This window comes from Cupriavidus sp. H39 (genome assembly GCF_050271075.1).
GTDB lineage: Bacteria > Pseudomonadota > Gammaproteobacteria > Burkholderiales > Burkholderiaceae > Cupriavidus > Cupriavidus necator_B.
On the sequence record NZ_CP189848.1, the window covers coordinates 2,097,556 to 2,122,148 of the forward strand.

The 24,593-nt window shown below is 68.3% G+C and carries 24 protein-coding genes and 3 tRNA genes; 8 read left to right on the forward strand and 19 right to left on the reverse strand.

The features are described 5' to 3' along the window. Positions 1-21: 21 nt before the first annotated feature. Both ACOCMH_RS25060 and ACOCMH_RS25065 read right to left on the reverse strand, forming a co-directional pair. Positions 22-1,026: a cation diffusion facilitator family transporter gene (locus ACOCMH_RS25060; RefSeq protein ID WP_427309643.1), complete on the reverse strand. Its 1,005-nt coding sequence runs from the start codon at positions 1,024-1,026 to the stop codon at positions 22-24. Between the two features lie 141 nt (positions 1,027-1,167). Further along, on the reverse strand, positions 1,168-1,638 hold the full coding sequence (locus ACOCMH_RS25065; protein WP_427309645.1) for a PaaI family thioesterase: 471 nt from the start codon (positions 1,636-1,638) through the stop codon (positions 1,168-1,170). A gap of 313 nt (positions 1,639-1,951) precedes the next feature. Between ACOCMH_RS25065 and ACOCMH_RS25070 the strand changes: the two genes are divergently transcribed. Next, positions 1,952-2,203, forward strand: a complete 252-nt coding sequence (locus ACOCMH_RS25070) for a DUF1289 domain-containing protein (protein ID WP_427309647.1) — start codon at positions 1,952-1,954, stop codon at positions 2,201-2,203. A gap of 17 nt (positions 2,204-2,220) precedes the next feature. On the opposite strand, the gene ACOCMH_RS25075 is transcribed toward ACOCMH_RS25070, so the two are convergent. The 4 genes from ACOCMH_RS25075 to ACOCMH_RS25090 all read right to left on the reverse strand — a co-directional run bounded on the left by ACOCMH_RS25075 (position 2,221) and on the right by ACOCMH_RS25090 (position 7,782). Further along, positions 2,221-2,940 (reverse strand): MOSC domain-containing protein, encoded by a 720-nt coding sequence (locus ACOCMH_RS25075; RefSeq protein WP_427309649.1) that lies wholly within the window; start codon positions 2,938-2,940, stop codon positions 2,221-2,223. Beyond that, positions 2,937-3,644, reverse strand: a complete 708-nt coding sequence (locus tag ACOCMH_RS25080; RefSeq protein WP_427309650.1) for a glutamine amidotransferase — start codon at positions 3,642-3,644, stop codon at positions 2,937-2,939. The genes ACOCMH_RS25075 and ACOCMH_RS25080 overlap by 4 nt, the downstream gene beginning before the upstream one ends. 127 nt (positions 3,645-3,771) lie before the next feature. Beyond that, positions 3,772-6,231, reverse strand: coding sequence for a penicillin acylase family protein (locus tag ACOCMH_RS25085; protein ID WP_427309651.1), 2,460 nt, complete (start codon positions 6,229-6,231; stop codon positions 3,772-3,774). 117 nt (positions 6,232-6,348) lie between these two features. Continuing rightward, a complete protein-coding gene (locus ACOCMH_RS25090; protein WP_427309652.1) occupies positions 6,349-7,782 on the reverse strand; it encodes an aldehyde dehydrogenase family protein in 1,434 nt (477 codons plus the stop codon). Positions 7,783-8,009: 227 nt separating this feature from the next. On the opposite strand from ACOCMH_RS25090, the gene ACOCMH_RS25095 reads away from it, so the two are divergent. Beyond that, on the forward strand, positions 8,010-8,618 hold the full coding sequence (locus ACOCMH_RS25095) for a hypothetical protein (RefSeq protein ID WP_427309654.1): 609 nt from the start codon (positions 8,010-8,012) through the stop codon (positions 8,616-8,618). Positions 8,619-8,683: 65 nt separating this feature from the next. On the opposite strand, the gene ACOCMH_RS25100 is transcribed toward ACOCMH_RS25095, so the two are convergent. From ACOCMH_RS25100 to ACOCMH_RS25125, 6 genes are all read right to left on the reverse strand, one after another. Further along, positions 8,684-10,306: an ABC-F family ATPase gene (locus ACOCMH_RS25100; protein ID WP_427309656.1), complete on the reverse strand. Its 1,623-nt coding sequence runs from the start codon at positions 10,304-10,306 to the stop codon at positions 8,684-8,686. A 193-nt stretch (positions 10,307-10,499) separates the two neighbouring features. Further along, entirely contained in the window at positions 10,500-11,456 is a 957-nt protein-coding gene (gene ldcA / locus ACOCMH_RS25105; RefSeq protein WP_427309657.1) for a muramoyltetrapeptide carboxypeptidase, read from the reverse strand. Next, entirely contained in the window at positions 11,453-12,016 is a 564-nt protein-coding gene (gene tadA, locus ACOCMH_RS25110) for a tRNA adenosine(34) deaminase TadA (RefSeq protein WP_427309659.1), read from the reverse strand. Before tadA ends, ldcA begins: the two co-directional genes overlap by 4 nt. 10 nt (positions 12,017-12,026) lie before the next feature. Continuing rightward, the gene (locus ACOCMH_RS25115; protein WP_012352882.1) at positions 12,027-12,503 is read right to left on the reverse strand and encodes a 6-pyruvoyl trahydropterin synthase family protein; all 477 of its coding nucleotides are present in this window, start codon (positions 12,501-12,503) and stop codon (positions 12,027-12,029) included. Between the two features lie 134 nt (positions 12,504-12,637). Next, positions 12,638-13,273 (reverse strand): 7-carboxy-7-deazaguanine synthase, encoded by a 636-nt coding sequence (gene queE, locus ACOCMH_RS25120; protein WP_427309661.1) that lies wholly within the window; start codon positions 13,271-13,273, stop codon positions 12,638-12,640. Positions 13,274-13,665: 392 nt separating this feature from the next. After that, a complete protein-coding gene (locus tag ACOCMH_RS25125) occupies positions 13,666-14,172 on the reverse strand; it encodes a DUF1993 domain-containing protein (protein ID WP_427309663.1) in 507 nt (168 codons plus the stop codon). A 187-nt stretch (positions 14,173-14,359) separates the two neighbouring features. Between ACOCMH_RS25125 and ACOCMH_RS25130 the strand changes: the two genes are divergently transcribed. Further along, a complete protein-coding gene (locus ACOCMH_RS25130; RefSeq protein ID WP_427309665.1) occupies positions 14,360-14,761 on the forward strand; it encodes a hypothetical protein in 402 nt (133 codons plus the stop codon). Positions 14,762-14,770: 9 nt separating this feature from the next. Here the strand turns inward: ACOCMH_RS25130 and ACOCMH_RS25135 are convergent, their stop codons facing one another. Beyond that, positions 14,771-15,391: a DUF2239 family protein gene (locus tag ACOCMH_RS25135; protein WP_427309667.1), complete on the reverse strand. Its 621-nt coding sequence runs from the start codon at positions 15,389-15,391 to the stop codon at positions 14,771-14,773. Between the two features lie 182 nt (positions 15,392-15,573). Between ACOCMH_RS25135 and ACOCMH_RS25140 the strand changes: the two genes are divergently transcribed. Together ACOCMH_RS25140 and ACOCMH_RS25145 are read left to right on the forward strand one after the other, a co-directional pair. Further along, positions 15,574-17,103, forward strand: coding sequence for an FAD-dependent oxidoreductase (locus ACOCMH_RS25140; RefSeq protein ID WP_427309669.1), 1,530 nt, complete (start codon positions 15,574-15,576; stop codon positions 17,101-17,103). 105 nt (positions 17,104-17,208) lie between these two features. After that, positions 17,209-17,649, forward strand: a complete 441-nt coding sequence (locus ACOCMH_RS25145; RefSeq protein ID WP_427309671.1) for a DUF2231 domain-containing protein — start codon at positions 17,209-17,211, stop codon at positions 17,647-17,649. Positions 17,650-17,661: 12 nt separating this feature from the next. Here ACOCMH_RS25145 and ACOCMH_RS25150 read toward each other — a convergent pair whose 3' ends face one another. Beyond that, positions 17,662-18,972 carry an NAD(P)/FAD-dependent oxidoreductase gene (locus ACOCMH_RS25150; protein WP_427309673.1) on the reverse strand — a complete coding sequence of 437 codons (1,311 nt, stop codon included), beginning with the start codon at positions 18,970-18,972 and terminating at the stop codon, positions 17,662-17,664. A gap of 32 nt (positions 18,973-19,004) precedes the next feature. Further along, positions 19,005-20,432 carry a homospermidine synthase gene (locus ACOCMH_RS25155; protein WP_427309674.1) on the reverse strand — a complete coding sequence of 476 codons (1,428 nt, stop codon included), beginning with the start codon at positions 20,430-20,432 and terminating at the stop codon, positions 19,005-19,007. A 251-nt stretch (positions 20,433-20,683) separates the two neighbouring features. Here ACOCMH_RS25155 and ACOCMH_RS25160 point away from each other — a divergent pair, with 251 nt between their 5' ends. From ACOCMH_RS25160 to ACOCMH_RS25170, 3 genes are all read left to right on the forward strand, one after another. Continuing rightward, on the forward strand, positions 20,684-21,154 hold the full coding sequence (locus ACOCMH_RS25160) for a hypothetical protein (RefSeq protein WP_427309676.1): 471 nt from the start codon (positions 20,684-20,686) through the stop codon (positions 21,152-21,154). Between the two features lie 244 nt (positions 21,155-21,398). Continuing rightward, complete coding sequence (locus ACOCMH_RS25165) at positions 21,399-21,731, forward strand: helix-turn-helix domain-containing protein (RefSeq protein ID WP_427309678.1); 333 nt, start codon at positions 21,399-21,401, stop codon at positions 21,729-21,731. Between the two features lie 2 nt (positions 21,732-21,733). Continuing rightward, positions 21,734-23,095, forward strand: coding sequence for a type II toxin-antitoxin system HipA family toxin (locus tag ACOCMH_RS25170; RefSeq protein WP_427313358.1), 1,362 nt, complete (start codon positions 21,734-21,736; stop codon positions 23,093-23,095). Between the two features lie 46 nt (positions 23,096-23,141). On the opposite strand, the gene ACOCMH_RS25175 is transcribed toward ACOCMH_RS25170, so the two are convergent. From ACOCMH_RS25175 to ACOCMH_RS25190, 4 genes are all read right to left on the reverse strand, one after another. After that, positions 23,142-23,216, reverse strand: a tRNA-Thr gene (locus tag ACOCMH_RS25175). A gap of 31 nt (positions 23,217-23,247) precedes the next feature. Next, positions 23,248-23,323, reverse strand: a tRNA-Gly gene (locus ACOCMH_RS25180). 4 nt (positions 23,324-23,327) lie between these two features. Beyond that, a tRNA-Asn gene (locus tag ACOCMH_RS25185) sits at positions 23,328-23,403 on the reverse strand. Between the two features lie 107 nt (positions 23,404-23,510). Continuing rightward, on the reverse strand, positions 23,511-24,593 hold the full coding sequence (locus ACOCMH_RS25190) for an alpha/beta fold hydrolase (protein ID WP_427309680.1): 1,083 nt from the start codon (positions 24,591-24,593) through the stop codon (positions 23,511-23,513).

A 24,593-nucleotide genomic window follows, 5' to 3' on the forward strand; every position in this document is an offset into this window, starting at 1 on the left:
TAGCGGGGCGCGGCACAGCGATCAACCCGCGGCGCGCACGCCCGCGGTCATCAGGCGGGCCTCGATGAAGATCCGGCTGACTTGCGGAAACTGCGCGCGGATGCGACGCTCGATCCGGTCGATGGCACCCGCGGCGCCATTGGCCACCGTTTCCGGATGGAATTGCACGTCGAGCGTCACCAGCACCTCGGCGGGCCCGAGGTGCATGGTCAGCGGCATGCCCGCCGACAGCACCGCGGGGTCGTCCAGCACGATCCGGCGCATCGCCAGCGCCATGGCCTTGTCGATCCCCTCGCCCACCAGCAGGCTGCGGCTCTGCACGATCAGCAGCGTGGCCACGCCCGCTAGCAACAAACCGATCAGCAGCGACGCCGCGCCATCGAGTATCGGCATGTCGAGCCGGTGGCTGGCATAAACGCCAAGCGCGGCGATCACCAGGCCGGCGAGCGCGGTGGCGTCTTCAGCCAGCACCGTCACGGTGGTCGGATCCTTGCTGTTTCGCAGCGCCTGCCAGAATGACTGCACCCTCTTCTCCCGCGCGAACGCCCGCAGCGCAATGCCCAAGCTGATGCTCTCGAACACCATCGCGAAGCCCAGCACGATGTAGTTCCAGTGCGGATCGGTCAGCGGCGCCGGCTCCAGCATATGCAGCACGCCCTCATAGGCCGAGATGCCGCCACCAACGCTGAACAGCAGCACCGCCACCATCAGGCTCCAGAAGTACAGTTCCTTGCCGTAGCCGAACGGATGCAGGGCGTCGGCCGGCCGGCGGCTGCGCGCCATGCCGACCAGCAGCAGCAGTTCATTGCCGGTGTCCACCGTCGAATGGATGGCCTCGGACAGCATCGCCGAGCTGCCGGTCACGCCGGCGACCACGAACTTGGTGATGGCGATCGCCACGTTGGCGGCAATCGCACCGTAGACCGCGATGCGCGACCCGGACGGCGCCGGGCTTGCAGGCAGCGTCTGGGGCGCGGCAGGCGTTGCCGGGCCGCCCCGCCGCGCCGTTTCAGGCCGATGCTCCATCGCATTTCTCCCCGGTCGTGCCCCGCTTGTTGCAGGCAGATCGCGCCAGTGTACTGGCGCGCAGGGGTGTGGCAGGACTTGGCTGGCGGTTAATTGCTTAATTAGGGAAGAAGCCAGCGGCACACGAGGTGCCGCACGCCCTCAGAACATGGCGCTGCTCATCAAGGCCTTGGCGACCAGTACGCCTCCATCGGGCGCTTCGGCGTACACCGAGACATCCATGACCACCTGCTTGCGGCCACGCCGGACCACCACCGCCACCGCCCTGAGCGCGGCGCCGCGTGCCGGTGCCAGGTACTGGATCGACAGGGAGCTGGTCGCCCCGCCCTTCACCTCATCGGCGCTGGCGCCCGACGCCGCCGCGGCCGCGCCGGCGATATCAATCAGGGTTGCAATCACGCCGCCATGCACGACGCTGCCGTGGGTCACGTTGGTTGGCAGGAACGGCATTTCCAGTTCGACATGATCGGGAGCCAGGCTCTCCAGGCGCACACCGAGCGCGCGCGCCACGGGAGAGCCGAGCAGGACGTTGTCAACCATGGCGCGCATGCGCGGGTCGACGCAGGCGTGGCGGTCGTGGTGCAGAGGGACGGCGGAGATGGGCTGGGACATTTTGCAACTCGGCTCGGCAGGGTTCGGAGTCAAGCGTATTGGGATGCCGCAGCATGTTCAATTACCTCTCGCATAGTTGTGAGCGCCCCATTAAGAGAACTGCTATTCACACGGAAGGGGACTGCCGCACCGATATCTACGTCGAAAGGCGCCATGAGACGCGGAGCGGCTTCCTGGCGCGCGCGGCACTGGCAGCACTGGCCCAGGAACGTTAGGCACGCGTGCGGACTTGTCGGCGGCAGGCCCGGGCCGGGTACCCCTCGCTGCCACCCGTATAATGTCCCCCCGTTTCACCCTCCGCCTTCCCGCCACCATGCCGTCACCTTTCGAATCCGCCCCGCTGCGCCCCCAACCGGACCACGGCGCCACGGATTCCACGCTGTCCGAGCGCCCCGATAGCCCCTGCATCGGCATCTGCTCGACCTTGTTCGACGAGGTGTGCCAGGGCTGCGGCCGCACCGCGGCCGAGGTCAGCAACTGGGTGTTCTTCAGCGACGAGGAAAAGCAGCGGATCTGGGAGCGCATCACGCGCGAAGGCACCGGCAAGCGTTTCCGCCAGGGCTGACACACCCGCCCCCGCCTTTACTCGCCCGACAGGCGCCGCTCCATCGCTTCGACTTCGCGCCGGTCCAGGCGCTGCCGTGCCAGCTTGCGCCAGCTCTCGGCCAGCGGTGCCAGCGCGGCCATGTCCTCCAGCGCGGCATAGTCCAGCCGGTCGACATACAACACCTTCAACAGACGGTGCAGCGACCATCCGGGACAGGGCCGCGCCACCAGTTGCAGCACATCGCCCGCCGCCACCTCGCCGGTTTCCAGCACGCGGTAATACCAGCCCGTGCGCAGGCTCTGCTGCACGGCGCGCGACATGCCCGCATAGCCGAAGCGGTGATTGAGCTTCCAGCATGGCTGGCGCGCCTGCGACACCTCGACCAGCGCCGTGCCCAGCCGGAAGCGGTCGCCGATGCAGACGTCGGCTTCGGTCAGGCCCGTGGTGCTCAGGTTCTCGCCGAAGGCACCGGGCGTGTCGAGCACGCCGTCAGCGGTCGCGCCCTGCGCTGCCAGCGCCAGGCGCCACGCCGGGTAGTGGTCGAACGCATAGTGGTGCAACGCCTTTTCCGGACCGCCATGATGCCGCGGATCGCCCTGCCCGTCGCCCTCTAGCCCGGTCGCGCTGACGCGGATCCGCGCACGCGTTGCGGTCTTGGCAATGCCGCTGGGTACGCCCTGCGGTCCGAACGGACGCACGGCGCCGGTCAGAACCGCGCCGATCGACACGCGCACGGCGGATGCCGGCTGGCTCATAGCCCGGCCTCGTCCAGCCAGCGCGCGAACATGCGTTCCCCCGCCGCCGCCACGCTGGCGCCGACTTGCGCGGTCCGCGCACGGATGGTGCGCGGATCGATGCCGGCCTTGCCCAGTTCGACGGTATGGCCGATCAGCCAGGCCTCGATGTCGCGCGGCATGACTTCGGGGTGGAACTGCAGCGCCAGCACCTGGTTGCCGATGGCATAGGCCTGGTTCTGAACCGCCGCGGTCGAGGCCAGCAATTGCGCGCCGGCGGGCAGGTCGAAGGTGTCGCCGTGCCAGTGCAGGACTTCCCAGCCGGCCGCTGCCAATTCGGCAAGCGCGGAATCCTGCCCGGCCGGCGTCGGCGTGACCGGCGCCCAGCCGATCTCGCGCGTGCCGGGGTAGACCCTGGCGCCGGCGGCGCGCGCAATCAGCTGCGCGCCCAGGCACACACCGATGATCTTGCCGCCAGCCGCCAGGCGCTGGCGGATCAGCGCGATTTCAGCTTCGAGCCATGGATAGGCCTCGGTTTCGTAGACCCCGATGGGACCGCCGAGCACCAGCAGCAGGTCAGCCGGCTCGCTGGCAATCGGCGCGAGGTCATCGACGCCAGCCTGGAATACCCGCAGCGTATGCCCGCGCGCGCGCAAGGCGTTGCCGATCACGCCCGCATGCTCGAAGGCGACGTGCTGGATCACATGGGTGGTACGCGTTGTCATCAAGGGCTCCTGCCGGGAGAAGGGAGAAAGGCCCTCATGTTAGCGTCTATGGCCACCTCCCCGCGCAGACCCCGGCACGATCTCCCCAATTTGCGAGCCTTGTCAGCCAGGCAGGGCACGCGCCGCGCTATTTTGCCGCAGGCACCAGCACCAGGGTGTCCGCCGTGCCATGCAAACCCGAGGCCGCGGCCGGCGGCATGGTGATGTATTCCACCGCGGCCCATTTGCCGGTCCAGTCGCGGTAGCGCGGCAGCAGCGCATTGCCGGACTGCCCGGTGGAGTCCATGAAGCGCGACGCCGCCAGGTCGGACAGGTCATAGAGCGCGCGCACGCTGGCGGCATGGGTATTTTCGAAGGGTGCCTTGTGGTCGCGCAGGTTATGCCGGCCGACGTTGACCGTGTAGGTGTCGCCACCGGTCGGCACGCGCAGGTTGAACAGCGGCGCCAGGTACGCGACCTTGCCGAACGGCTTGTGCTCGGAGCGCGCCGCGTGCGCCTCGCCCCAGCGCCAGCGCGCGGGATCGTCGCCATAGCGGCGCGAGAGGTCGGCCATGGCCTGCGTCCAGGCGTCGGCGATGGCGTCGTCGCAGGTCTCGGCCGGGCCCGTATCGGGACGGTCGCACCAGAACGCGCCCAGCTGGCGCGGATCGCGCAGGATGTTGAGCATGGGCTGCTGCACGTTGCGCTGCTCCCACATGCGGGCAAAGATTGCCTCCCCCGTTTTCTCCTCGAACAGCCGGCGCGACAGCTCGCGCAGCCAGGCGGTGACCACCAGCGGCTCGGCGCGGCCGGCGTCCATGGTCCCGTCCCACTGCCGCAACGCATCCAGCAATGCGCGTTCGCGCGCCGGGCGCGCTGCATCGCGGCTGACCGGCGCGGCCAGCAGCAGCGGCAAGGCATCGCGCACCGCCAGTGAGACCACGTCCTTCTGGATCGCGGCGAAGCTGTCGAAGCTATGCTTCGGCGTGGCCGCCAGCAGCGCGCGGATGCGGTCGTAGCGATAGGGCACGGTCCACTCGCTGGTGATGAAGTACGGATAGTCCGGCGCGACGATGCGCTGGTTTGCCGTGACGATCACACCCCCGGCGGGGTTGTACTGGTGCGGCAGCGCCTCGAAGGGGATAAAGCCGGTCCAGTCATAGCGCGCGTCCCAGCCGGGCGCCGGCGCCAGCCCCTTGAGGTCATTGTCGGCCCGGCGCAGCGGCACGCGGCCCGGCGCGTAGAAGCCGATATTGCCGTCGACGTCGGCATAGACGATGTTCTGCTGCGGCGCATGGAAGTCGCGCAGTGCGGCGGTGAAGCCGGCCCAGTCGCGCGCCTGGTTCATGCTCAGCCCGGCCTGGAAGGTGCGGTCGTCCGCGCGCAGCGCGGTCCACTGGAACGCCACCACGTATTGCGCGCCCAGCGGTGCCGCGGCGCTGGCGAGCGGCTCGGCGAAATCGGAAATCACCGGCCCGTGGCGCGTCGTGCGGACCTTCAGCGTCACGTCGGCGGCGCCCTTGACGCGGATGGTCTCGGTGCGGGTTTCGAACGCGGCCCACCCCTGCGGCGTCTGGTACTGGGTGTCGTTGCCCGGGCGCACCCGCTCCAGGTACAGGTCCTGCACATCCGGCGCGGTATTGGTCAGTCCCCACGCGATCCGGTCGTTGTGGCCCAGCACCACCAGCGGCATGCCGGGCAGCGTCGCGCCGGCCACCTCGAGCCCGGGCGCGCTCAGGCGCGCGAAGTACCACAGCGCCGGCGCCTGCAGGCCCAGGTGCGGATCGTTGGCCAGCATCGGCTTGCCCGATTGCGTGTGCGCCCCCGACACCACCCAGTTGTTCGAGCCCACGCCCTCGACATAGCCCGGCGGCGCCTTGTCGCCGACGCTGGCCATCGCGCTCGCCAGCGGCGCCAGCTGCCGGTACAGATGGCCGTAATCCATGGTGCGTACCGGCTGCTCGCCCGGATACGGCGCCAGCAGTTCGCTGATGCGGGTCACCGGCAGCACCTGCGCCAGCCGCATGCGCAGCGTCTCCTGGGTCCAGTTGCCGCCCAGGTCCCATGCCATCATGGTCTGCCAGCCCAGCGTGTCGGCCGGTTCCCAGCGCTCGGGCTGCGTGCGCAGCAGCAGGAACTCCGGCGGCAGCGGGCCCTTGCGCTGGTCGATCCAGGCATTGACGCCGTCGGCATAGGCCTGCAGCGCCGCACGCGCTTCGGGCGAGGCCTGCGCGAGGATGGCCTCGGCGTTGCGCCGCACGCCCAGCGTACGCAGGAACTTGTCGTTATCGACGGCTGACGGCCCCAGGATCTCCGCGAGCCGCCCTGCAACGATGCGCTTGTTCATCTGCATCTGCCACAGCCGGTCCTGGGCGTGGACGTAGCCGAGCGCAAACCAGGCATCGGCCTTGCTGGCGGCGCGGATCTGCGGCACACCGTTGCCATCGCGCACGATCGTGACCTGATTGCGCAAGCCCGCCAGCACCGCCTTGCCCGAGGCCGGCGGTTGTGCCGCATGCCGATACCAGACCAACCCGGCCGCGGCGCCGGCCACCGCCAGCCCCAGCAGCACTGCCAGCCACCTGGTCAGCCGCCCTAACCCGCGCATCGTTGCTCCCCCTCTGTCCTTGTCATGTTGTACGTGTTTCCCGCGCATTATCCCCGCATTGTCCGCACGAAAAAATGCCCGGACCAGCCGGGCATTTCCGCGTTGCGTGCCAGCGCGTCAGGCAGCCGGCTTCTTCAGCTGCAGCGACTTGTACTCCAGGAACTCCTCCAGGCCGTACTTGCCGGCTTCGCGCCCGTTGCCAGACTGCTTATAGCCGCCGAACGGCGCCTGCATGTTGAACGGTCCGCCGTTGATATCGACCTGCCCGGTGCGGATGCGGCGCGCCACGCGGATCGCGCGCGCCTCGTCGCCTGACCACACGCCGCCGCCCAGGCCGTAGATGCTGTCGTTGGCAATGCGCACCGCGTCTTCCTCGGTGTCATAGCAGATGATCGACAGCACCGGACCGAAGATCTCTTCCTGGGCCACGGTCGCGCGCGGCTCGACGTTGCCCAGCACGGTCGGCTTGACGAAGAAGCCCCGGTCCAGCCCCTCCGGCGCCTCGGGGCCACCGGCCACCAGTTCGGCGCCCTCTTCCAGGCCGCGGCGGATATAGCCGGTCACGCGGTCCTTCTGCACGGCGGAGATCAGCGGGCCCAGCTTGCTGGTTTCCTGCAGCGGATCGCCCACGGTAAAGCCGGCCACCACCTTCTGCGCAATCGCCTTGACTTCGTCATAGCGGGCGCGCGGCACCAGCATGCGGGTGTGCGCCGAGCAGGTCTGGCCGGAGTTCAGGAAACAGGCATTGAGGGTGCCCTTCACGGCCGCCGGCAGGTCGGCATCGTCCAGGATCACCGAGGCCGACTTGCCGCCCAGTTCCAGCGCCACCCGCTTGACGGTCTGCGCGGCCAGCTCTGACACGCGCTTGCCGGCGCGGGTCGAGCCGGTGAACGACACCATGTCGACTTCCGGATGGCTGGCCAGCACCTCGCCCACCACCGGGCCATAGCCGGTCACCAGGTTGAACACGCCCGGCGGCAGGCCCGCGGCCTCGATCACCTCGGCCAGCACGAAGGCGTTGAGCGGCGCCACCTCGGACGGCTTGAGCACCACCGTGCACCCCGCCGCTAGCGCCGGCGCCACCTTCAGCGTGATCTGGTTGAGCGGGTAGTTCCACGGCGTGATGGCGCCGACCACGCCCACCGGCTCGCGCACCACCAGCGAATTGCCGACTTCTTCCTCGAAGCTGAACCCTTCCACCAGCCTGGCGGCCTGGCCCCAGTTGTAGACCGGGCCGCCCACCTGGATCGCGCGCGCCAGCTTGATCGGCATGCCGACCTCACCGGCGATCAGCTGGGCCAGTTCTTCGCTGCGTGCCTTCAGCCCTTCGGCGATCTTAGCGATATAACCGGCGCGCACGGCCGGCGGCGTTGCCGACCAGCCATCGAAGGCCGCGCGCGCCGCCTGGATGGCGTCTTCCGCGTCGCGGGCCAAGCCTTCCGGGATCGTTCCCATCACCGCTTCGGTGGCGGAATGGATCACATCGATCTTGCCGTTGCCGTGGGGTGCGACCCACTTGCCGTTAATGAAGAGTTTGTCTCGTTGTTGCATGGCCACAGTTCTCGGTTTGGTGAATTGGCGATTGCAATTTTTTGTTACTTTTATGGTGCAGGCACATTGTAGAGCGGTTTCGGGCCCATGTTCTGGCGCCGCAGGAAATGGCGCCGGCTGCCCGCCGCTGCTCGCAAGGAAGATGGCGATAATCGGCCGCACGGCACGGGCGGGATACTCGCCAGGGGCCGCACATAACAAGATACGAAGGACTAAGGGGGCGAGACATGGTCGATCCGATCTACCGCAAGACGGATGCGGGGCAGGACGAGATCCGCAGCCGCGCGCGCAAGCTGGACCACAAGCTGCGCGCGCTGTTGCTGATGGTCAACGGCGAGCGCCGCGAGCAGGCCTTGCTGGCGCAGGCGGCCGGCATGGGGCTCGGCGCCGAAGCCATGGCGGCGCTGCTGGCGCAGGGGCTGGTCGAAGCCGTCGCCGAGCCGGCACAGGCGCCCGTCGCCGCGCCTCAGGAACCGCCGCGCGTCGCACAGCCCGCCGCCGACACCAACCTGTTCTCGGTGTATGCAATGCGCCATGCGCCCGTCGCCGCGGCACCGGCGCCGCCACACACCAATGCGGCCGACCCCCATTCCCCCGCCGACATCCAGGCGTACCAGCGCCTTTACCACTTCTATACCGACGTGATCGGGCAGCACCTGGGCCTGCGCGGCTACCTGCTGCAGGTGAAGGTGGAGAAGGCCGCTGACCTGCCCGCGCTGATGGCGCTGCGCGAACCGCTGCACGCGGCGCTGCTCAAGGCCCGGGGCGAGATCACGGCGCACGCCATCGTCGCGCAGCTGGACCAGCTCCGCGCCGGCAGCGCGGGCGCCGCCTGAGGCACCGGGCCCGACAGCAAAAAGGCCGCCCGGAGGCGGCCTTCAGCATGCAGCGGGCGCGGCGTTCAGCCGTCGATACCCTGCGACTGCAGGTACTCGTCATACGTACCCAGGTAATCGGTCAGCGTACCGTCGGTGCGGATTTCGATCACGCGCGTGGCCAGGCCGCTGACGAACTCGCGGTCGTGCGAGACGAAGATCAGCGTGCCCTGGAACTTGTCCAGCGCGATCTGCATCGACTCGATCGATTCCATGTCCATGTGGTTGGTCGGCTCGTCCAGCGCCAGCACGTTGTGGCGGCCCAGCATCAGCTTGCCCCAGATCATGCGGCCCTTCTCGCCGCCGGACAGCACCTTGACGTTCTTTCTGATGTCGTCGGCGGAGAACAGCAGGCGGCCCAGCGTGCCGCGCAGCGAGGTTTCGTCGTCGCCGGCCTGCGTCCACTGGCTCATCCAGTCCATCACGTCGCGGTCCGTGGGGAATTCCTCGTAGGTGTCCTGCGGCATGTAGCCGACGTTGGCGTTCTCGGCCCACTTGACCGTGCCGCGGTCCACCTCGACGCCGCGCTGCACGCCGGTCTGCACCGCGCCGTTGAGCAGGCTGCGCAGCAGCGTGGTCTTGCCCGCGCCGTTCTCGCCGATGATCGCCACGCGCTCGCCGGCCTGGATCGCCAGCGACAGGTTGTCGATGATCTTGCGGTCGTAGGTCTTGGTGATGCCTTCCACCTCGACCGCGAGGTTATGCAGCTTCTTCTCGAACTCGAAGCGGATGAACGGGTTCTGGCGCGACGATGGCTTGATGTCCTCGACCTTGATCTTCTCGATCTGCTTGGCGCGCGAGGTCGCCTGGCGCGCCTTGGACTTGTTGGCCGAGAAGCGGCGCACGAAGTCCTGCAGTTCGCTGATGCGCTCCTTGGCGCGCGCGTTGGCGGCCATCTGGCGTTCGCGGGCCTGCATCGACGCTTCCATGTAGTCGTCGTAGTTGCCCGGGTAGACCTTGAGCGTGCCGTAGTCCATGTCGGCCATGTGGGTGCAGACCGAGTTCAGGAAGTGGCGATCGTGGGAGATGATGATCATGGTGGAGTTGCGCTCGTTGAGCACGGTCTCCAGCCAGCGGATCGTGTTGATGTCCAGGTTGTTGGTCGGCTCGTCCAGCAGCAGCACGTCCGGATTCGAGAACAGTGCCTGCGCCAGCAGCACGCGCAGCTTCCAGCCCGGCGCCACGTCGCTCATCGGGCCTTGGTGCTGCGCGGTGGGAATGCCCACGCCCAGCAGCAGTTCGCCGGCGCGGGACTCGGCGGTGTAGCCGTCGTATTCGGCGTACTTGGCCTCGAGCTCGGCGGCCTTCATGTAGTCTTCGTCGGTCGCTTCCGGGTTGGCGTAGATGGCGTCGCGCTCCTGCGCGGCGCCCCACATCTCGGTGTGGCCCATCATCACCACGTCGAGCACGCGCATGTCTTCATAGGCGAACTGATCCTGGCGCAGCTTGCCCAGGCGAATGCCCGGCTCCAGCATGACGTTGCCCGACGACGGCTCGAGGTCGCCGCCGAGAATCTTCATGAAGGTGGACTTGCCGCAGCCGTTCGCGCCGATCAGGCCGTAGCGGTTGCCCTCGCCGAACTTGACCGAGATATTCTCGAACAACGGCTTGGGGCCGAACTGCATGGTGATGTTTGCGGTAGAAAGCACGTCTGGAACCTTGTCTGGAGAGTGTGGCGCCGCGGCGCGGGCCGGAAGGATTCCGGCGGCCATGGCTGGCGCTGCGGCACGGGCCACGCCCGGTTCATGCGAGAACCCGGCAGGAAATCAGGAAATAACCGCGTATTCTATCATCCGGCCGCATTCCTTGCGACCGGCGCGCGCGGTGGCGACGTGACGGCGCTCAGGCCAGCGGCGGCAGCACCGGGTAGCCCGAGAACGCCATGCCGAAGCCATCGGCGCGTGCCGACAGCCGCACCTGTGCACCGACCGGCAGTGTCAGCTTGCGGGCGCAATGCCCGAACGGCAGCCCGGTCAGCACCGGCACCGGCAGCTGCTCGCGCAGGTAGGCCACCACGGCGTCCATGTCGTAGCCGTTGTCGTAGTCGGTGACGCGGTAATTGGAAAAATCGCCCAGCACGATGGCGCGCTGCGCGCCCAGCACGCCGGCCTGCTGCAGCTGGATAAGCATGCGCTCGACGCGGTACGGCGGCTCGTTGATATCTTCCAGGAACAGCACCCCGCCCTGCACTCGCGGCATGAATGGCGTGCCCAGCAGGCTGCACAGCATCGCCAGGTTACCGCCCCACAGCGTGCCTTCGACAGTGCCGGAGAATGGCTGTCCGCCGGACTGCGGCGCGGCGATGTCGACGCGGTAGGCGGGGTTGCGCAGGATGCCCTCGAAATGCTGCCACATGTACGCGTCGACGCCTTCCGCACCAAAGTCGGCCAGCAGCATCGGCCCGGCAAAGGTGACGCCACCGGTGGCCGCCAGGTACGCCAGCTGGAAGGCGGTGAAGTCGCTGTGCCCGACGATGGGCGTGCCGCTGGCACGCGCCTGTTCGGCAATGCGGGCAAAGTCGACCTGCGCCAGCAGGCGCGCGATGCCATAGCCGCCGCGCACCGCAAGCGTCAGTTCATGCGGCACGCCGGTGCCGATCGCGTGCAGGTCGGCCAGCCGCTCCGCGTCGGTGCCGCCGAAGCGCAGGTAGCGCCGCGCCAGCACGTCCGGGTTGGCCATGTGGTAGCCATGGTGCTTGAGCCAGGCACAGCCGCGCGCGGCGACGGCGACATCGTGCGGATACCCGGACGAGGCGATCAGTCGGACTTCGGTATGCGGCCTGTTGTTCGGCGTGCTCATGCTTCAGTGTCGTGATTCTGGTCGGGATTGGCGGCGGGCTGGCGTGCCGCCTTCTGCGCCCGGCGCCGGGCGCCGAAGAATTCCTTCAGCATCTGGCCGCAGGGGTCGGCCAGCACGCCGCCGGTGATGGTGGTCTGGTGGTTGAGCTGCGCCTGTTCGAACAGGTTGACCACGCTGCCGGCCGCGCCGGTCTTGGGATCGCTTGCGCCGAACACCACGTGGCGCAGCCGCGCGTGCAGGATCGCGCCGCTGCACATGGCGCACGGCTCCAGCGTCACGTACAGCTCGCACTCGGGCATGCGGTAATTGCCGATGACCTGGGCGGCGGCGCGCAGGGCCTGCATTTCGGCGTGCGCGGACGGATCGACCGAGCGGATCGGTAGGTTGTGGCCGCGGGCGATGATGGTGTCGTTCCAGACCACCACGGCGCCCACCGGCACTTCACCCGCGGCTTCGGCCAGGCGGGCTTCCTCGAGCGCGGCGCGCATATAGCGCGCGTCGCGCTCGGCGGCTTGCGCCGGATCGTCCGGCAAGGCGCGCGGCAGCGGCGGCTGGGTCATCGCGGCCCGCTCAGTCCTGCGCGGGCAGCACCGCCGGTGCGCTGACCTCGGCCCAGCAGTTGGGGGTTTCGAACAGCACCAGCCGGGTCAGTTGCAGGTGGTGGCCGAAACAGTCCTTGAACACCGGCGCCAGGATGTCGAAGGCCACCTGCGCCAGGTTCTCCACGGTCGGGATCGCGTCCAGCACCACGGTCTTGTGCCCTTCCATCGATTGCAGGAAGTTCAGCAGCGCGGTGTCGCCGCGGTAGATCAGGAAGGCGTGGTCCCACTTGCTGACCAGGTGCTCGTTGGCCAGCGCCTTGATGTCGCCGAAATCCAGGATCATGCCGTCATCGGAGGCGCCCTCGCGGTGCAGCACCTCGCCCGACAGCGTCAGGTCGAGCCGGTAGCGGTGGCCGTGGATATTGCGGCACTGCCCGCAGTGGTTGGGGATGCGGTGGCCGGAGTCGAACTCCAGCCGGCGGGTGATGGAAACTTGTTTGCTCATGTGGTCCGGCGCCGCTGCCGGCCGCCTGCGTTGAAGCGGACGCCGCGCGTGCGTCCGAAGCCTGTATTGTGGACTGAATTGCGTCCCTTATGCGACCCGCGTGCCGCCCCGCGGCGCGGCACCGGCACCGCCGCTCAGCGGATGCCCAGCAGCTTGTGCGTCTGCAGCGACAGCCGCCAGCGCGGGTGGCGCTGGCAGAAGGCCACCGCCGCGGCGGTATTTTCCCTTGCCAGCGGACCATCCATGGCCTGCACCAGGAAATGGCGGAAATCAAGCTTCTCGTATGCGGCAAAGTCCTGCCCGTCTTGCGGGATTACCACCTTCAGCTCATCACCGCGCGTGACCACCAGCTCCGAGCCCATCTTGGGGCTGACGCAGACCCAGTCGATGCCCGGCGGCACGGCGATGGTGCCGTTGGTCTCGATCGCGATCTCGAAGCCCTGCGCATGCAGCGCATCGATCAGCGGCGCGTCGAGCTGCAGCAGCGGCTCACCGCCGGTGCAGACCACCAGCGGCTTGCCGCCGGCGCCCTGCGGCCACTCCGACGCGACCACCGCGGCCAGTTCCTCGGCAGAGCGGTACTTGCCGCCGCGCGTGCCATCGGTGCCGACGAAATCCGTATCGCAGAACTGGCACACCGCGCTGGCGCGGTCTTCCTCGCGGCCGCTCCACAGGTTGCAGCCGGCAAAGCGGCAGAACACCGCGGCGCGGCCGGCGTTGGCGCCTTCGCCTTGCAGCGTATAGAAGATTTCCTTGACGGCGTAAGTCATGCGTGAGGTCTCTCTCGGACCGTAAATAGCGTATGGGCAGCGCTGGGCTGGCCGGGGTTCAGTAAAGGATGGGCAGGGCCGGTGCCGGACCTCGCGCGTTGCCGCGTGGTCGCGCCCTCGATGTGGAGTGGAACATATCGATCGGGGCGGCAGTGCTGGCAGCGTGGGGGCTGCCGGGAGGGGCTGTCCTGGCCTGTCGCAGGCTGCGTCCGGCACAGGCCGGACGTGCCGCAAGTATACCAGAGGGCTCAGGGTTTTCGCTTAGCCGGCGCTGGTGGCGCTGCCACGATGCGGCGGCCGGAAAGCCGGCACCGGACCGGCATCACGCTCCGTAGCCGTGCGCGAGGAAGTGCGGTGCCGTGCCCGCCACCCCCTTCCCTGGCCCGCACCGGCTACTTCAGCCCAAGATAGTCGCGCTTGCCGATCTGCACCCCCTTGTGGCGCAGGACGTCGTAGGCAGTGGTCACGTGGAAATAGAAATTGGGCAGGGCAAAGCCCAGCAGGTAAGACTTGCCGTCGAAGCGCAGGGGGCCCTGGCGCAGCTTCAGTTCGATCACGCGCTGTTCGCTGCCTTCCAGCTGCGCCGGCGTGATCTGCTCCAGGAATACGATGGTGCGGCCGACCCGGTCCTGCAGCTCCGCGAAGGTCGCTTCGGTGTCGGCAAAGGACGGCACCTCGATCCCGGCCAGCCGCGCGGCGCAGCCCTTGGCGGCATCGCTGGCGCGCTGCACCTGCGCCGGCAGGGGGTCCATATCGGCAATCAGGCGGGTTTGGATCAGGTCGGCCGGGTCCATCCCCTGCGCCTGCGCGTGCGCCGCGCCCTTGGCGAAGATCGCGTCGAGGTTGCCCAGCGCGCGGATAAACGGAGGGATCGAAACGTCGTACATCGAGAGGGCCATGGGGGCGTCTCCTGTGCAGGGGGTTGGTGTTGTCGTCTTGGCGGCCGCGCCATGCGGGCCCGGCCGCAGCCGCGAGCATAGACCGGATTGGCCTTCGCTGCCCGGCGATGCCCAGGCGACCGGCAACCTGATTTACCATATCCGGCCATCGTCCCCGCAATCCGGCGGCCCAGCGGCCGCGCCCTACATGAACGCGCCGTTCCCCCTTCGCACGGAATGTCCGCCCGGCGCCTGCATCTGCGGGCGCGAGGCGCTGCTGAGCGACCCGGATGCCGACCTGCGGGTGCTGCGCCTGACGCGCGCCGAGGAAAAACGGCTGGTGGAACGCCTCGAAAGCCTGACCAGCCTGCCAGAGCTGCAACGGATGGAGGCCCTGATGCAAGCCCAGCTCGGCATCGTGCTGAGCATCACGCCCAGCGCGCGCGGCGTGCGCACCGTGCGCGGCATCAGCATCCAGGTGCTGGAGCAGCCCGGCCTGTGCCGCAAGATCCGCCAATCGATCCCGGCCGCGATCCGGCGCAGCATGGAGGCGCATCCCGAGATCGCCTACGCGATCGTCGATGCGAACGACCTGCTGGGCGGGACCTGACGTCACCGCTCAGGCGTCGCTGTGCGCCAGCCGCAGCGCGTGTTCGCGCACATCCGCCGGCCATGTCGAGATCTGCCTTGCAAAGCCCTCCAGATCGTTGGCGAACAGGGCCCGGCTGGCTTCCTCGAAGCCGGCAAGATCACCGGCAATGGCGACCATGAAGTGATAGGCGCGCTCGCTCGCCGCACGGCTGCGGTCCTTGCCGGCGTGATCGCGGCGCGCCTGCTCGACCAGCTTGCGCAGCGCCACCGACGCGCCGCCCGGCTGCGCAGCCAGCCATTCCCAATGGCGCGGCAGCAGCGTGACCTCGCGCGACACCACACCCAGCCTGGGCCGGCCGCGGCCGCGCGGTTCCGCAGCGTCGGGAGCGGCATCGCCCTCGCCAGCCGCCGGCTGCGGCGAGGCCAGCTGCGCCGCGCGCACTGCCGCCCGTGCGCGGACCTCGGCTTCGGTGCCGCTGGTATCGAGGTCGATCGAGCGGCCGGTGCTGTCGTCGAACACCAGGACCGGCCCGGCCGCGCCCGCCTCCAGCGCCCGCCTGAGCGCGAGGGCATTGTCCGGCAGCGGGCCGCTGGCAATGCGGCGGTGGCCGTCGAAGGAGGTGAAGTGGTGAGGCGCTGGCTGGGTCATGGCGAATCGGCGAAAGATAAAGAGGAACATCGCCAAATATTACCCGGATAAAATAGGAAGTCAATATCATCCGGGTAAATATTGGAGCACAGCCGGCCTGCTGTAGGACCGCGCCCGATACCTGCGCCGGCACCCCTGACCTATCACTGAGACATAGGCAGAACAAGCGGAGGTCGGGCGGCATGACGATTTCATACTGGGCAGCCGGAACCACACTGACCAGCCCGCCCCTGGAGGGCGACGCGGTGTGCGACGCGTGCGTGATCGGCGCGGGCATCGCCGGCCTGTCGGTCGCCTATGAATTGGCCGCGGCCGGACTGGCCGTGATCGTGATCGATGCGGACGGCCCTGGCGCCGGCGAGACCGGCAGGACCACCGCGCACCTGATGACGGCTTTCGACGATTATTTTTTCTACATCGAACGCCACCTGGGGCCTCAGGCCGCGCGCCAGGTAGCCCGCAGCCACGCGGCAGCGGTGTCAAGGATGGAGTCGATCTGCGCCGCCGAGTCTATCGATTGCGACTTTCGGCGTGTGGACGGCTACCTCTTCGCCGAATCGTCCGAGGGGGACGAACTGCTTTCCAGGGAACTGGACGCCGCGCACCGCGCCGGCCTCGAGGAGGTCGAGCGGGCCAGCGACGTGCCGACCGGCAAGGTGGCGCTGCGCTCGGCGCTGCGGTTTCCGCGGCAAGGGCAACTTCATCCGCTGAAGTACCTGGGCGGCCTGGTTGACGCGATCCAGCGCAGGGGCGGCAAGGTGTACGGCAAGACCCGTGCAATCGAAGTCAGCGACGGCCACCCCGCTACCGTGCGCACGGCCAGCGGCGCGCGCATCGAGGCCGGCCACGTCGTCGTCGCCACCAATACCCCGTTTATCGACCGCTTTGCCATTCATACCAAGCAGGCCGCGTACCGGACCTTTGTGGTGGGCCTGAAAGTGCCGCGCGACAGCATGCCGATGTGCCAGTTCTGGGACACGCTCGATCCCTACCACTACGTGCGCATTGCCGGCGATCTCGATGCCGGATACCAGTTGCTGATCAGCGGCGGCGAAGACCACAAGGTGGGCCAGGCGGACGATGGGCAACAGCGCTTCGCCAGGCTGGTCGACTGGACCCGCCAGCGCTTCCCGGTGGTCGACGAACCCGTGTTCGCATGGTCGGGCCAGGTGATGGAGCCAGTCGATGGCGTCGCCTTTATCGGCCGCAACCCGGGCGACACCTATGTCTATGTGGTGACCGGCGATTCCGGCAATGGCATAACCCACGGTGCGATCGCCGGCATGCTGATCCGCGACCAGATCACGGACCGCACCAATGACTGGGCCGAGCTTTACGATCCGTCGCGCAAGTCGGTGACGGCCGTGGTCGAGTACGCGCGCGAGAACGCCAATGTGGTGGCCCAGTATGCCGACTGGCTCGGCAAGGACGACGGCATGGCGCTCGACGCCATCCCCGCCGGCGCGGGGCATGTGGTCAAGGCCGGCGGCCGTCACGTGGCCGCGTTTCGCGATGTTGATGGCGTCTTGCACACCTTCGACGCCACCTGCCCGCACCTGAAGTGCCTGGTGCAGTGGAACAGCCTGGAGGCATCCTTCGATTGCCCATGCCATGGCTCGCGCTTCGGCGTCGACGGCTCGGTGCTGCATGGTCCGGCGAAAAGTGGACTGGAACCGGTCGTCCTGACACGGGATGAGCAGCGCCGTCATTGAACGGGGAAGCACGCCGTGCCGGTCTTGCGGTGGCATTGCCATGGCATAGCGATAGCGCGGCGCACGCAAGCGCCCTTGTGCGCCCGGAACGTAAAGGAGTCCGCCATGCTCACTCCGGCCAGCATTGCCAAGCATCCGATCCACCCGATGCTGATCACCATCCCCATCGGCTTGTGGATCTTTTCCTTCGCCTGCGACCTGATCCGCTATTTCGGCGGCACCAGTCCCAACTGGCCGGTAGTGGCCCTGTATGCCATGGTCGGCGGCATCATTGGCGCATTGGTCGCGGCCCTGCCCGGGTTGATCGACCTGCTTTCGCTGCCCAGCGGCATCCGCCGCATTGCGCTGCTGCACATGGGCATCAACCTGACCGTGGTCGCGCTCTATGTCGTCAATGCCTGGTGGCGCATGCGCGGGGCCGGTGCCGGCGCCATCGTGCTGTCGGCGCTCGCCATCGGCCTGCTGGTGGTGTCCGGTTGGCTGGGCGGGAAGATGGTGCACGTCCATGGCGTGGGCGTGCAGACGCCGCCGGCACCTTCGCGGTAACTAGCCGGGCGCTTACAGCAGGTCGCGCAGCTTGTAGTACCACATCCCCAGCACCAGCGCTGGGGTCCGGAACAGCGCGCCGCCCGGAAAGCGGTGATGCCGGATGCGGGTAAAGACGTCGAATCTCGAGGCGTCGCCGCTCATCGCCTCGGCAATCAGTTTGCCGGCCATGCCGGCAAACGACAGCCCGTGACCGGAGAACCCCTGCGCATAGTAGAGGTTGGTGCCGATGCGGCCCAGGTCGGGCGCGCGGTTCATGGTGATATCGACGAAGCCGCCCCAGGAATAATCGATATTCAGGTCCGCCGTCTGCGGAAAGACCTGCAGCATGCGCGCGCGGATCCGCTGCACCAGATTCCCCGGCGGGCGGGCGCTGAAGGTCTCGCCGGCCCCGAACAGCAAGCGGTTGTCGGCACTGAGGCGGAAATAGTCGACGATCAGGTTGTTGTCGGAGACCGCGACCCGGCTTGGCATCAGCGCGCGGGCCCGCTGCGCGTCCATCGGCTCGGTGGCGATCATGTACGTCCCCACCGGCATGATGCGCGCCGCGATCTCCGGCGCGAGATGGTCGCCGAACTCGCCCAGGTAGACGTTGCCCGCCAGCACGACCTGCCGGCACCGCACTTCGCCCTCGGCCGTCCTCACCACCGGCACGTGGTCGCGCTCGACGCGATAGGCGGCCGAATTCTCGAAGACCTGGACACCCTGCCGGCGCGCCGCAGCGCCCAGCCCCAGGCAGTACTTCAGCGGATGCAGGTGGCCCGAGTGCGGGTCATACGCCCCGGCGACAAAGCGGTCGCTGGCGACATGCCGGCCAAGCTGCGAGCGCTCGACCCATTCGAGCGGATAGTCATAGCGCTCGTGCATATGGTCCACCCATCGGCGCAAACCCTCCACCTTGTGCGGCTTTGGCGCCAGCGTCATGTAGCCGCGCACGTGGTCGCAGGCGATGCCGTAGGTGGCGATGCGGTGCTCCAGCAGCCGCATGCCCTCGACCGAGGCCTTCCAGGCCGCGTGTGCCACCGCGGCCGGGCACTGGCGCTCGATCGCGCCCTCCCCCTCCGCGCCGAAGCCGACGATGGCCTGGCCGCCATTGCGCCCGGAAGCGCCCCAGCCGATCCGCTGCGCCTCGAGCAGCGCGACGTGAAAACCGCGCGCGGCCAGTTCCAGCGCACACGACAGTCCGGCATAGCCGCCGCCCACCACGCACACCTCAGCATCCGTGCGCCCCAGCAGTGGCTGGCTTGGGGCTGGCCGGTCGACGCTCGCCTCGTAATACGAGTTCTCGATGACGCCCAGTTCCTTTTGCAGCAGCCCCGACATCGTCTTCGGCTCCGATTGCGCCAGGCCGGCGCCTACGGCACGCGCACGTTGACGAACTGCCAGGGATCTTCATCGCCCGCTTCCGGATACAGCGGCGAGTGTTGCGCCAGCGGCGTCCAGTCGCCATAGACACCGACCAGTTCGCCGAGGTAGGGCCGAGCGATGCGCAGCACGGCTTCGTAATCCAGGTCATCGGGCTCGACCACACCCGCGCGCGGATGCTCCAGCGCCCAGACCACGCCGCCCAGGATGCCGGCGGCCACCTGCAGGCTGGTGGCGGTGTTGTGTTCCACGAGTTGCCTGGCCTGTTCCGTCCTCAGCCGGGATCCGTACCAGTAAACGCCGCGCGCATTGCCCATCAGCAACACCCCGAGCTCATCCATGCCGCCGACGATGTCGTCGCGCAGGATGCGCTGGTTGTCCTGCTTGCGGCCGCCGTTCCCCATCAGTTCGTCGATCGACAACAGCGCGTCGTCGCACGGGCGGTAGGCATAGTGCACCGTCGGCCGGTAAACGACTTCGCCGTTGTCGCGCAGGGTGAGGTGATCGGCGATCGAAATCGACTCGCCGTGCGTGATCAGGAAGCCGTGGTAAGGGCCGCCCAGCGGCGTCCAGCTGCGCACGCGCGTGCCGAATCCCGGACGCGTCAGGTACACCGCCGCATCCGAGCCGAATCCGTGCCGCCGCGCATCCGCCGGCCAGTGCCGCTCGTGCGTGCCCCAGCCGAGCTCCGCCGGTTGCATCCCTTCCTCGATAAAGGCGTCGACCGACCACGTGTTGATGAACTCGTTGGCGAGCTTGCGCCTGGCGCCGACCTGCGTGTCTTGCTCGGCCACGTGGATGGCGCGGATATCGAGCTGCCGCGCCAGTGCCGCCCAGTCCTCGAAGCTTGCCGGCGGTTCATGGTCGAGGTCGTTGTCCGCCGCGATATTGACCAGCGCCTGCTTGACCAGCGCCGACACCAGGCCCGGGTTGGCGCCTTGCGTCAGGATCGCGGTGGGCCCGTCGCGCTTGTCGAGGCGGAACGCCAGCACGCCTTCGCGCAAGGCATAGTTGCTGCGGCGTGACAGCGGCGCGGCCGGATCCGTGGCCGCGCCCGCCCACGGCTCGATCGAGGTATCCAGGTACAGCACGCCGTGCTCCCAGCAATAGCGCACCAGCGCCTCGCTGGAGACGTTGACCGACAGGTTCAGCAGGAAGTCTCCTTCGCCGACGAGGTCTTGCAGGACCTGCTTGTGGTTCTCCTCGGTCAGCGCCTTGGGCACGACGCGGATCCCATACGCCTGCGCGATGGAAGTATCGTTGGCGGCCGGACAGACCACGGTGATCTGCGCGGGAGTGATGTCGAGATGGCGCAGCAGGACCGGCAACACGGAGCGCGCGATGCTGCCGAAACCGACGATGAGCATGCGGCCGCGCAGTCCGCCGAATTTCTTGTAAGTGGTTGCCGGGGCGTCCATCGCTGGCTCCATAGATACCGCCGACGCGGAGATGACTTCTATCGCTCTTAAGCAATCCGTATGCCTGTTGCCGGGGCTCGCGCGATGCACAGCGATATACCGCGGGCCGCAGCCGCCAACTTTGGCCGATGTGGCCTCCGGTAACTATTGCCCGCCGGCACCGGCAAACCTTGCAACGGTGTGCGCGGCAGCACGCGCGTGGGGTGGAACGCCCCTTGCGGCTACGGTGCTTCCAACGCAAGGAGACGATGATGAAAGCACGGACATGGATGATGGCCTGGCTTGCCTGCACGGCGCTGGCCAGCGGTGCGGTACTGGCACAGGGCGCCGGGGGCGGCGGTGGCGCGGGTGGCGGTGCCGGCGGCAGTTCGGGCGGCGGCAGCGCCGGCACGGGTCCGTCGGGTACGACTGGCACGCCGGGCAGCCCGGGTACGCCCGGGACCGGCACCAGCATGACCGACGGCGGCGGCAAGGCCAGCAGCAGCGACAAGCAAGGCAGCTCGCGCACGTCATCCGGCAAGCGGCATGGCACCGATGCCGGCGCCGGCCATGCAGCCGGGGCATCGGGCGTGACTGCGCCATCCGGTTCGACCGGTTCGCCGTCGGTCAGCGGCTCGGGGACCACGCGTGGCGGCGGAACGGATGCGCCGAGCACGGGCACGGGCGGTACCGGCACGACGGGGCCGTCGGGCGGCGCGCCCGGAACCGGCATGGGGCGCTGAACGAGGCAGGCAGTGCGGGGGCGGCGCCACCGCGCCTGGCAACCGGTGACACCCTGCACCGCCGCGCTTCAGTGGCCGCCGGCACACGGACCACCGCGCGGTCCGGAATCCCCACAGGCTTTGGCCGAGTCAAGGAATACAGGCAATAGCCTGTTTCCCTGAATAACAGGCCAAAGCTTGTAAATGCGCGTAACAGGTAATATCCTGTATCCGTCCGGCGCTCGGCCGGCTGGAACAACGCGCCATGCACTACGCCATCAAGACCATCCACCAGTTGCGTCCGATTCTGCAGGGATTCCGCAAGTCCCGCGGCATGACCCAGGCCATGATGGCAGAGCATCTCGGGGTCAAGCAGCAAACCTATGCCGAACTGGAAGCCAACCCGGCCGCCGCCAGCGTCGAGCGCCTGCTGCGGGTGCTGCGCGTGCTCGGCGTCGAACTGGTGCTGTCGCTGGCGGAGGCCGGCGATACCGTACCGGCCGCGCCAGCCCGGCCCCGGGCCAAAGCCCAGGCCCCGGCAAGCCAGCCTGAAAAAGCCCGCGCCGGGAGCGGCCGGCGCCGGCGGGAGGACTGGTGACCATGGCGCGCGCGCGGCACGGCAGCCGGCTGGACCTGTGGATGAACGGCATCCCGGTCGGCCATTGGGAAACCGGGGCCGGCGGCGACCGGCTGGTCTATCGCGAAGACTGGATCGCCGACCCGCAGGGACGCCCGTTGTCCTTGTCGCTGCCCTTCACACCGGGCAATCAGCCGCATCGCGGCCCCGCCGTGGCCAACTATTTCGACAACCTGCTGCCGGACAGCGATGTCATCCGGCGCCGGATCGCGGCGCGCTATCGGGCCGGCGCCACCGATGCCTTCGCGCTGCTGGCCAAGGTGGGACGCGACTGCGTCGGCGCCATCCAGATGCTGCCGCCCGGCGAAGCGCCCGAGGCGCTGCAGACAGTCAGCGGCCGCGCGCTCAACGAAGACGAGATCGCAACCCTGCTTCACGAAACCACGTCGGCCCCCGTGCTGGGCCATCGCGAACCCATTGACGACCTGCGCCTGTCGATCGCGGGCGCGCAAGAGAAAACCGCGCTGCTGCGCTGGCACGGACAATGGCAGCTGCCCCAGGGCAGCACGCCGACCACGCATATCTTCAAGCTGCCGCTCGGGCTGGTCGGCAACATGCGCGCCGACATGCGCACCTCGGTGGAAAACGAATGGCTCTGCGCGCGGATCGTGGCGGCCTATGGCCTGCCGGTGGCGCAGTGCGAGATCGCCCGTTTTGCCGACACCAAGGCGCTGGTGGTGGAACGCTTCGACCGCAGGCCGTCGAGCCGCGGCACCTGGCTGCTGCGCCTGCCGCAGGAAGACATGTGCCAGGCCACCGGCACCTCGGCCTTGCAGAAATATGAGTCCGACGGCGGACCGGGGATCCGGCAGATTGCCGAGATCCTGTCCGGATCGCGCGCGGCGCCCGCTGACCGCAGCCACTTCTTCATGGCGCAGGTGGTGTTCTGGCTGCTGGCGGCAACCGACGGCCATGCCAAGAACTTCAGCATCAGCCACCTGCCCGGCAGCCAGTATGAGGCGACGCCGCTGTACGACGTCCTGTCGGCGCATCCGGTCATCGGCCGCGGCCGCAACCAGCTGGCGCCGCAGAAGGCCCGGCTGGCGATGGCGCTGCATGGCAGGAACCGCCACTACGCCATCCATGAAATCCGCCGGCGCCACTGGCTGGCACAGGGGCAGCGCATTGGCTTCTCGCCCGCCGACGTGGAGTCCATGTTGGACCAGGTGACGGGGCGGACCGCGCAGGTCATCGATACCGTCGCGTCGGCATTGCCGGCAGATTTTCCGCTGGATCTGGCCGACGCGATTTTTGACGGCATGCGCCGGCACAACCGCAGGCTGGCAACGCGGGCCGAGGCCGATTTGCAAACGGCGGATCTTTAAACACCGGCGTTCGCCAGCGCAACGATCGACAAACCGGACGGGAGAATGGTGCCCATGGGCAGGATCGAACTGCCGACCTCTCCCTTACCAAGGGAGTGCTCTGCCACTGAGCCACATGGGCGTGTTCCGGCGTGGGACCACGCGGAATGATCTGGAGCGGGAGACGAGTCTCGAACTCGCGACCTCAACCTTGGCAAGGTTGCGCTCTACCAACTGAGCTACTCCCGCATGCTGGCTCCCCGACCTGGGCTCGAACCAGGGACCTGCGGATTAACAGTCCGTCGCTCTACCGACTGAGCTATCAGGGAACATATCGCCGTTCAGCGAAGCGCGAATTCTACAACATCATCGCGCCGTTTTGAAAGCCCCGTTTTAAAAGCGCATTCGCCGCTGAATGGCGATGCGGTGCTGGCAGTCATGCCGCGCCGCGCACGGCGCGCCCTGGCGCATGCCGGTCGACGTCGACCACGGCCTGCGCAAAGGCCGTGGGCGCTTCCTGCGGCGGGTTGTGGCCCACCCCGCCGCTCAGGGTCCGGTGCTCGTACCAGCCGGTGAACTTGCTGGCATAGGCGCTCGGCTGCGGATGCGGCGCGCCGTTGGCATCGCCCTCGATGGTGATGGTGGGCACGCCGATGGCCGGCGCGGTGGCAAGCCGCTGCTCGATCGCGTCGAAGCGGGCTTCGCCGGCGGCGAGGCCCTGTCGCCAGCGGTAGTTGTGGATGGTGATGGCAACGTGGTCGGGATTGTCGAGCGCCGCGGCGCTGCGCGCGAACGTGGCATCGTCGAAGTTCCACTGCGGCGAGGCCAGTTTCCAGATCAGCCGGGCGAACTGGTGCGTGTATTGCTGATAGCCGGCGCGGCCGCGGTCGGTGGCGAAATAGAACTGGTACCACCACTGCAGTTCGGCCTCCGGCGCCAGCGGCTGCGTGCCCGCGGCCTGGCTGCCGATCAGGTAGCCACTGACCGAAACCAGCGCCCGCACACGCTCCGGCCACAGCGCCGCCATGATGTCGGCGGTACGCGCGCCCCAGTCGAAACCCGCCGCCACGGCGTTGCGGATCCCGAGCGCGTCCATCAACGCGATCATGTCGGTGGCGATGGCCGAAGGCTGGCCGTTGCGCAGCGTATCGGCCGACAGGAAGGTCGTCGAACCATAGCCGCGCAGGTAAGGCACGATCACCCGATAGCCGCGCGCCGCCAGCAGCGGCGCCACCTCCGCGAAGCTGTGGATGTCATAGGGCCAGCCGTGCAGCAGCAAGGCAACCGGCCCGTCGGCCGGGCCGGCCTCGGCGTAGCCGACGTTGAGCACGCCTGCGTCGATCTGCCGGATCGACGCAAAGCGCGTATGCGTGCCCGGCGCGATGGCGGGCAGCGCGTCCGCCGGCACTGCCCCGGCTTGCGCGCGCGCCGCGCGCGGCAGGCCCAGCGAACCGGCCGCCAGCGTCACCGCGGCAGCTCCCAGAAAGCCCCGACGGGGCAGATTGATGGTGCTCGACAT

Excerpts from the sequence above, each read along its gene's own strand:
- ACOCMH_RS25115 (WP_012352882.1), bottom strand. The coding sequence starts at position 12,503 with ATGAGCAAACAAGTTTCCATCACCCGCCGGCTGGAGTTCGACTCCGGC.
- ACOCMH_RS25150 (WP_427309673.1), bottom strand. The coding sequence starts at position 18,972 with ATGTCGGGGCTGCTGCAAAAGGAACTGGGCGTCATCGAGAACTCGTAT.
- ACOCMH_RS25135 (WP_427309667.1), bottom strand. The coding sequence starts at position 15,391 with ATGACCCAGCCAGCGCCTCACCACTTCACCTCCTTCGACGGCCACCGC.
- tadA (WP_427309659.1), bottom strand. The coding sequence starts at position 12,016 with ATGACCCAGCCGCCGCTGCCGCGCGCCTTGCCGGACGATCCGGCGCAA.
- ACOCMH_RS25130 (WP_427309665.1), top strand. The coding sequence starts at position 14,360 with ATGAACGCGCCGTTCCCCCTTCGCACGGAATGTCCGCCCGGCGCCTGC.
- ACOCMH_RS25065 (WP_427309645.1), bottom strand. The coding sequence starts at position 1,638 with ATGTCCCAGCCCATCTCCGCCGTCCCTCTGCACCACGACCGCCACGCC.
- ACOCMH_RS25160 (WP_427309676.1), top strand. The coding sequence starts at position 20,684 with ATGAAAGCACGGACATGGATGATGGCCTGGCTTGCCTGCACGGCGCTG.
- ACOCMH_RS25140 (WP_427309669.1), top strand. The coding sequence starts at position 15,574 with ATGACGATTTCATACTGGGCAGCCGGAACCACACTGACCAGCCCGCCC.
- ACOCMH_RS25170 (WP_427313358.1), top strand. The coding sequence starts at position 21,734 with ATGGCGCGCGCGCGGCACGGCAGCCGGCTGGACCTGTGGATGAACGGC.
- ldcA (WP_427309657.1), bottom strand. The coding sequence starts at position 11,456 with ATGAGCACGCCGAACAACAGGCCGCATACCGAAGTCCGACTGATCGCC.
- ACOCMH_RS25155 (WP_427309674.1), bottom strand. The coding sequence starts at position 20,432 with ATGGACGCCCCGGCAACCACTTACAAGAAATTCGGCGGACTGCGCGGC.
- queE (WP_427309661.1), bottom strand. The coding sequence starts at position 13,273 with ATGACTTACGCCGTCAAGGAAATCTTCTATACGCTGCAAGGCGAAGGC.
- ACOCMH_RS25070 (WP_427309647.1), top strand. The coding sequence starts at position 1,952 with ATGCCGTCACCTTTCGAATCCGCCCCGCTGCGCCCCCAACCGGACCAC.
- ACOCMH_RS25080 (WP_427309650.1), bottom strand. The coding sequence starts at position 3,644 with ATGACAACGCGTACCACCCATGTGATCCAGCACGTCGCCTTCGAGCAT.
- ACOCMH_RS25060 (WP_427309643.1), bottom strand. The coding sequence starts at position 1,026 with ATGGAGCATCGGCCTGAAACGGCGCGGCGGGGCGGCCCGGCAACGCCT.
- ACOCMH_RS25085 (WP_427309651.1), bottom strand. The coding sequence starts at position 6,231 with ATGCGCGGGTTAGGGCGGCTGACCAGGTGGCTGGCAGTGCTGCTGGGG.
- ACOCMH_RS25125 (WP_427309663.1), bottom strand. The coding sequence starts at position 14,172 with ATGGCCCTCTCGATGTACGACGTTTCGATCCCTCCGTTTATCCGCGCG.
- ACOCMH_RS25165 (WP_427309678.1), top strand. The coding sequence starts at position 21,399 with ATGCACTACGCCATCAAGACCATCCACCAGTTGCGTCCGATTCTGCAG.
- ACOCMH_RS25190 (WP_427309680.1), bottom strand. The coding sequence starts at position 24,593 with ATGTCGAGCACCATCAATCTGCCCCGTCGGGGCTTTCTGGGAGCTGCC.
- ACOCMH_RS25090 (WP_427309652.1), bottom strand. The coding sequence starts at position 7,782 with ATGCAACAACGAGACAAACTCTTCATTAACGGCAAGTGGGTCGCACCC.
- ACOCMH_RS25075 (WP_427309649.1), bottom strand. The coding sequence starts at position 2,940 with ATGAGCCAGCCGGCATCCGCCGTGCGCGTGTCGATCGGCGCGGTTCTG.
- ACOCMH_RS25145 (WP_427309671.1), top strand. The coding sequence starts at position 17,209 with ATGCTCACTCCGGCCAGCATTGCCAAGCATCCGATCCACCCGATGCTG.
- ACOCMH_RS25095 (WP_427309654.1), top strand. The coding sequence starts at position 8,010 with ATGGTCGATCCGATCTACCGCAAGACGGATGCGGGGCAGGACGAGATC.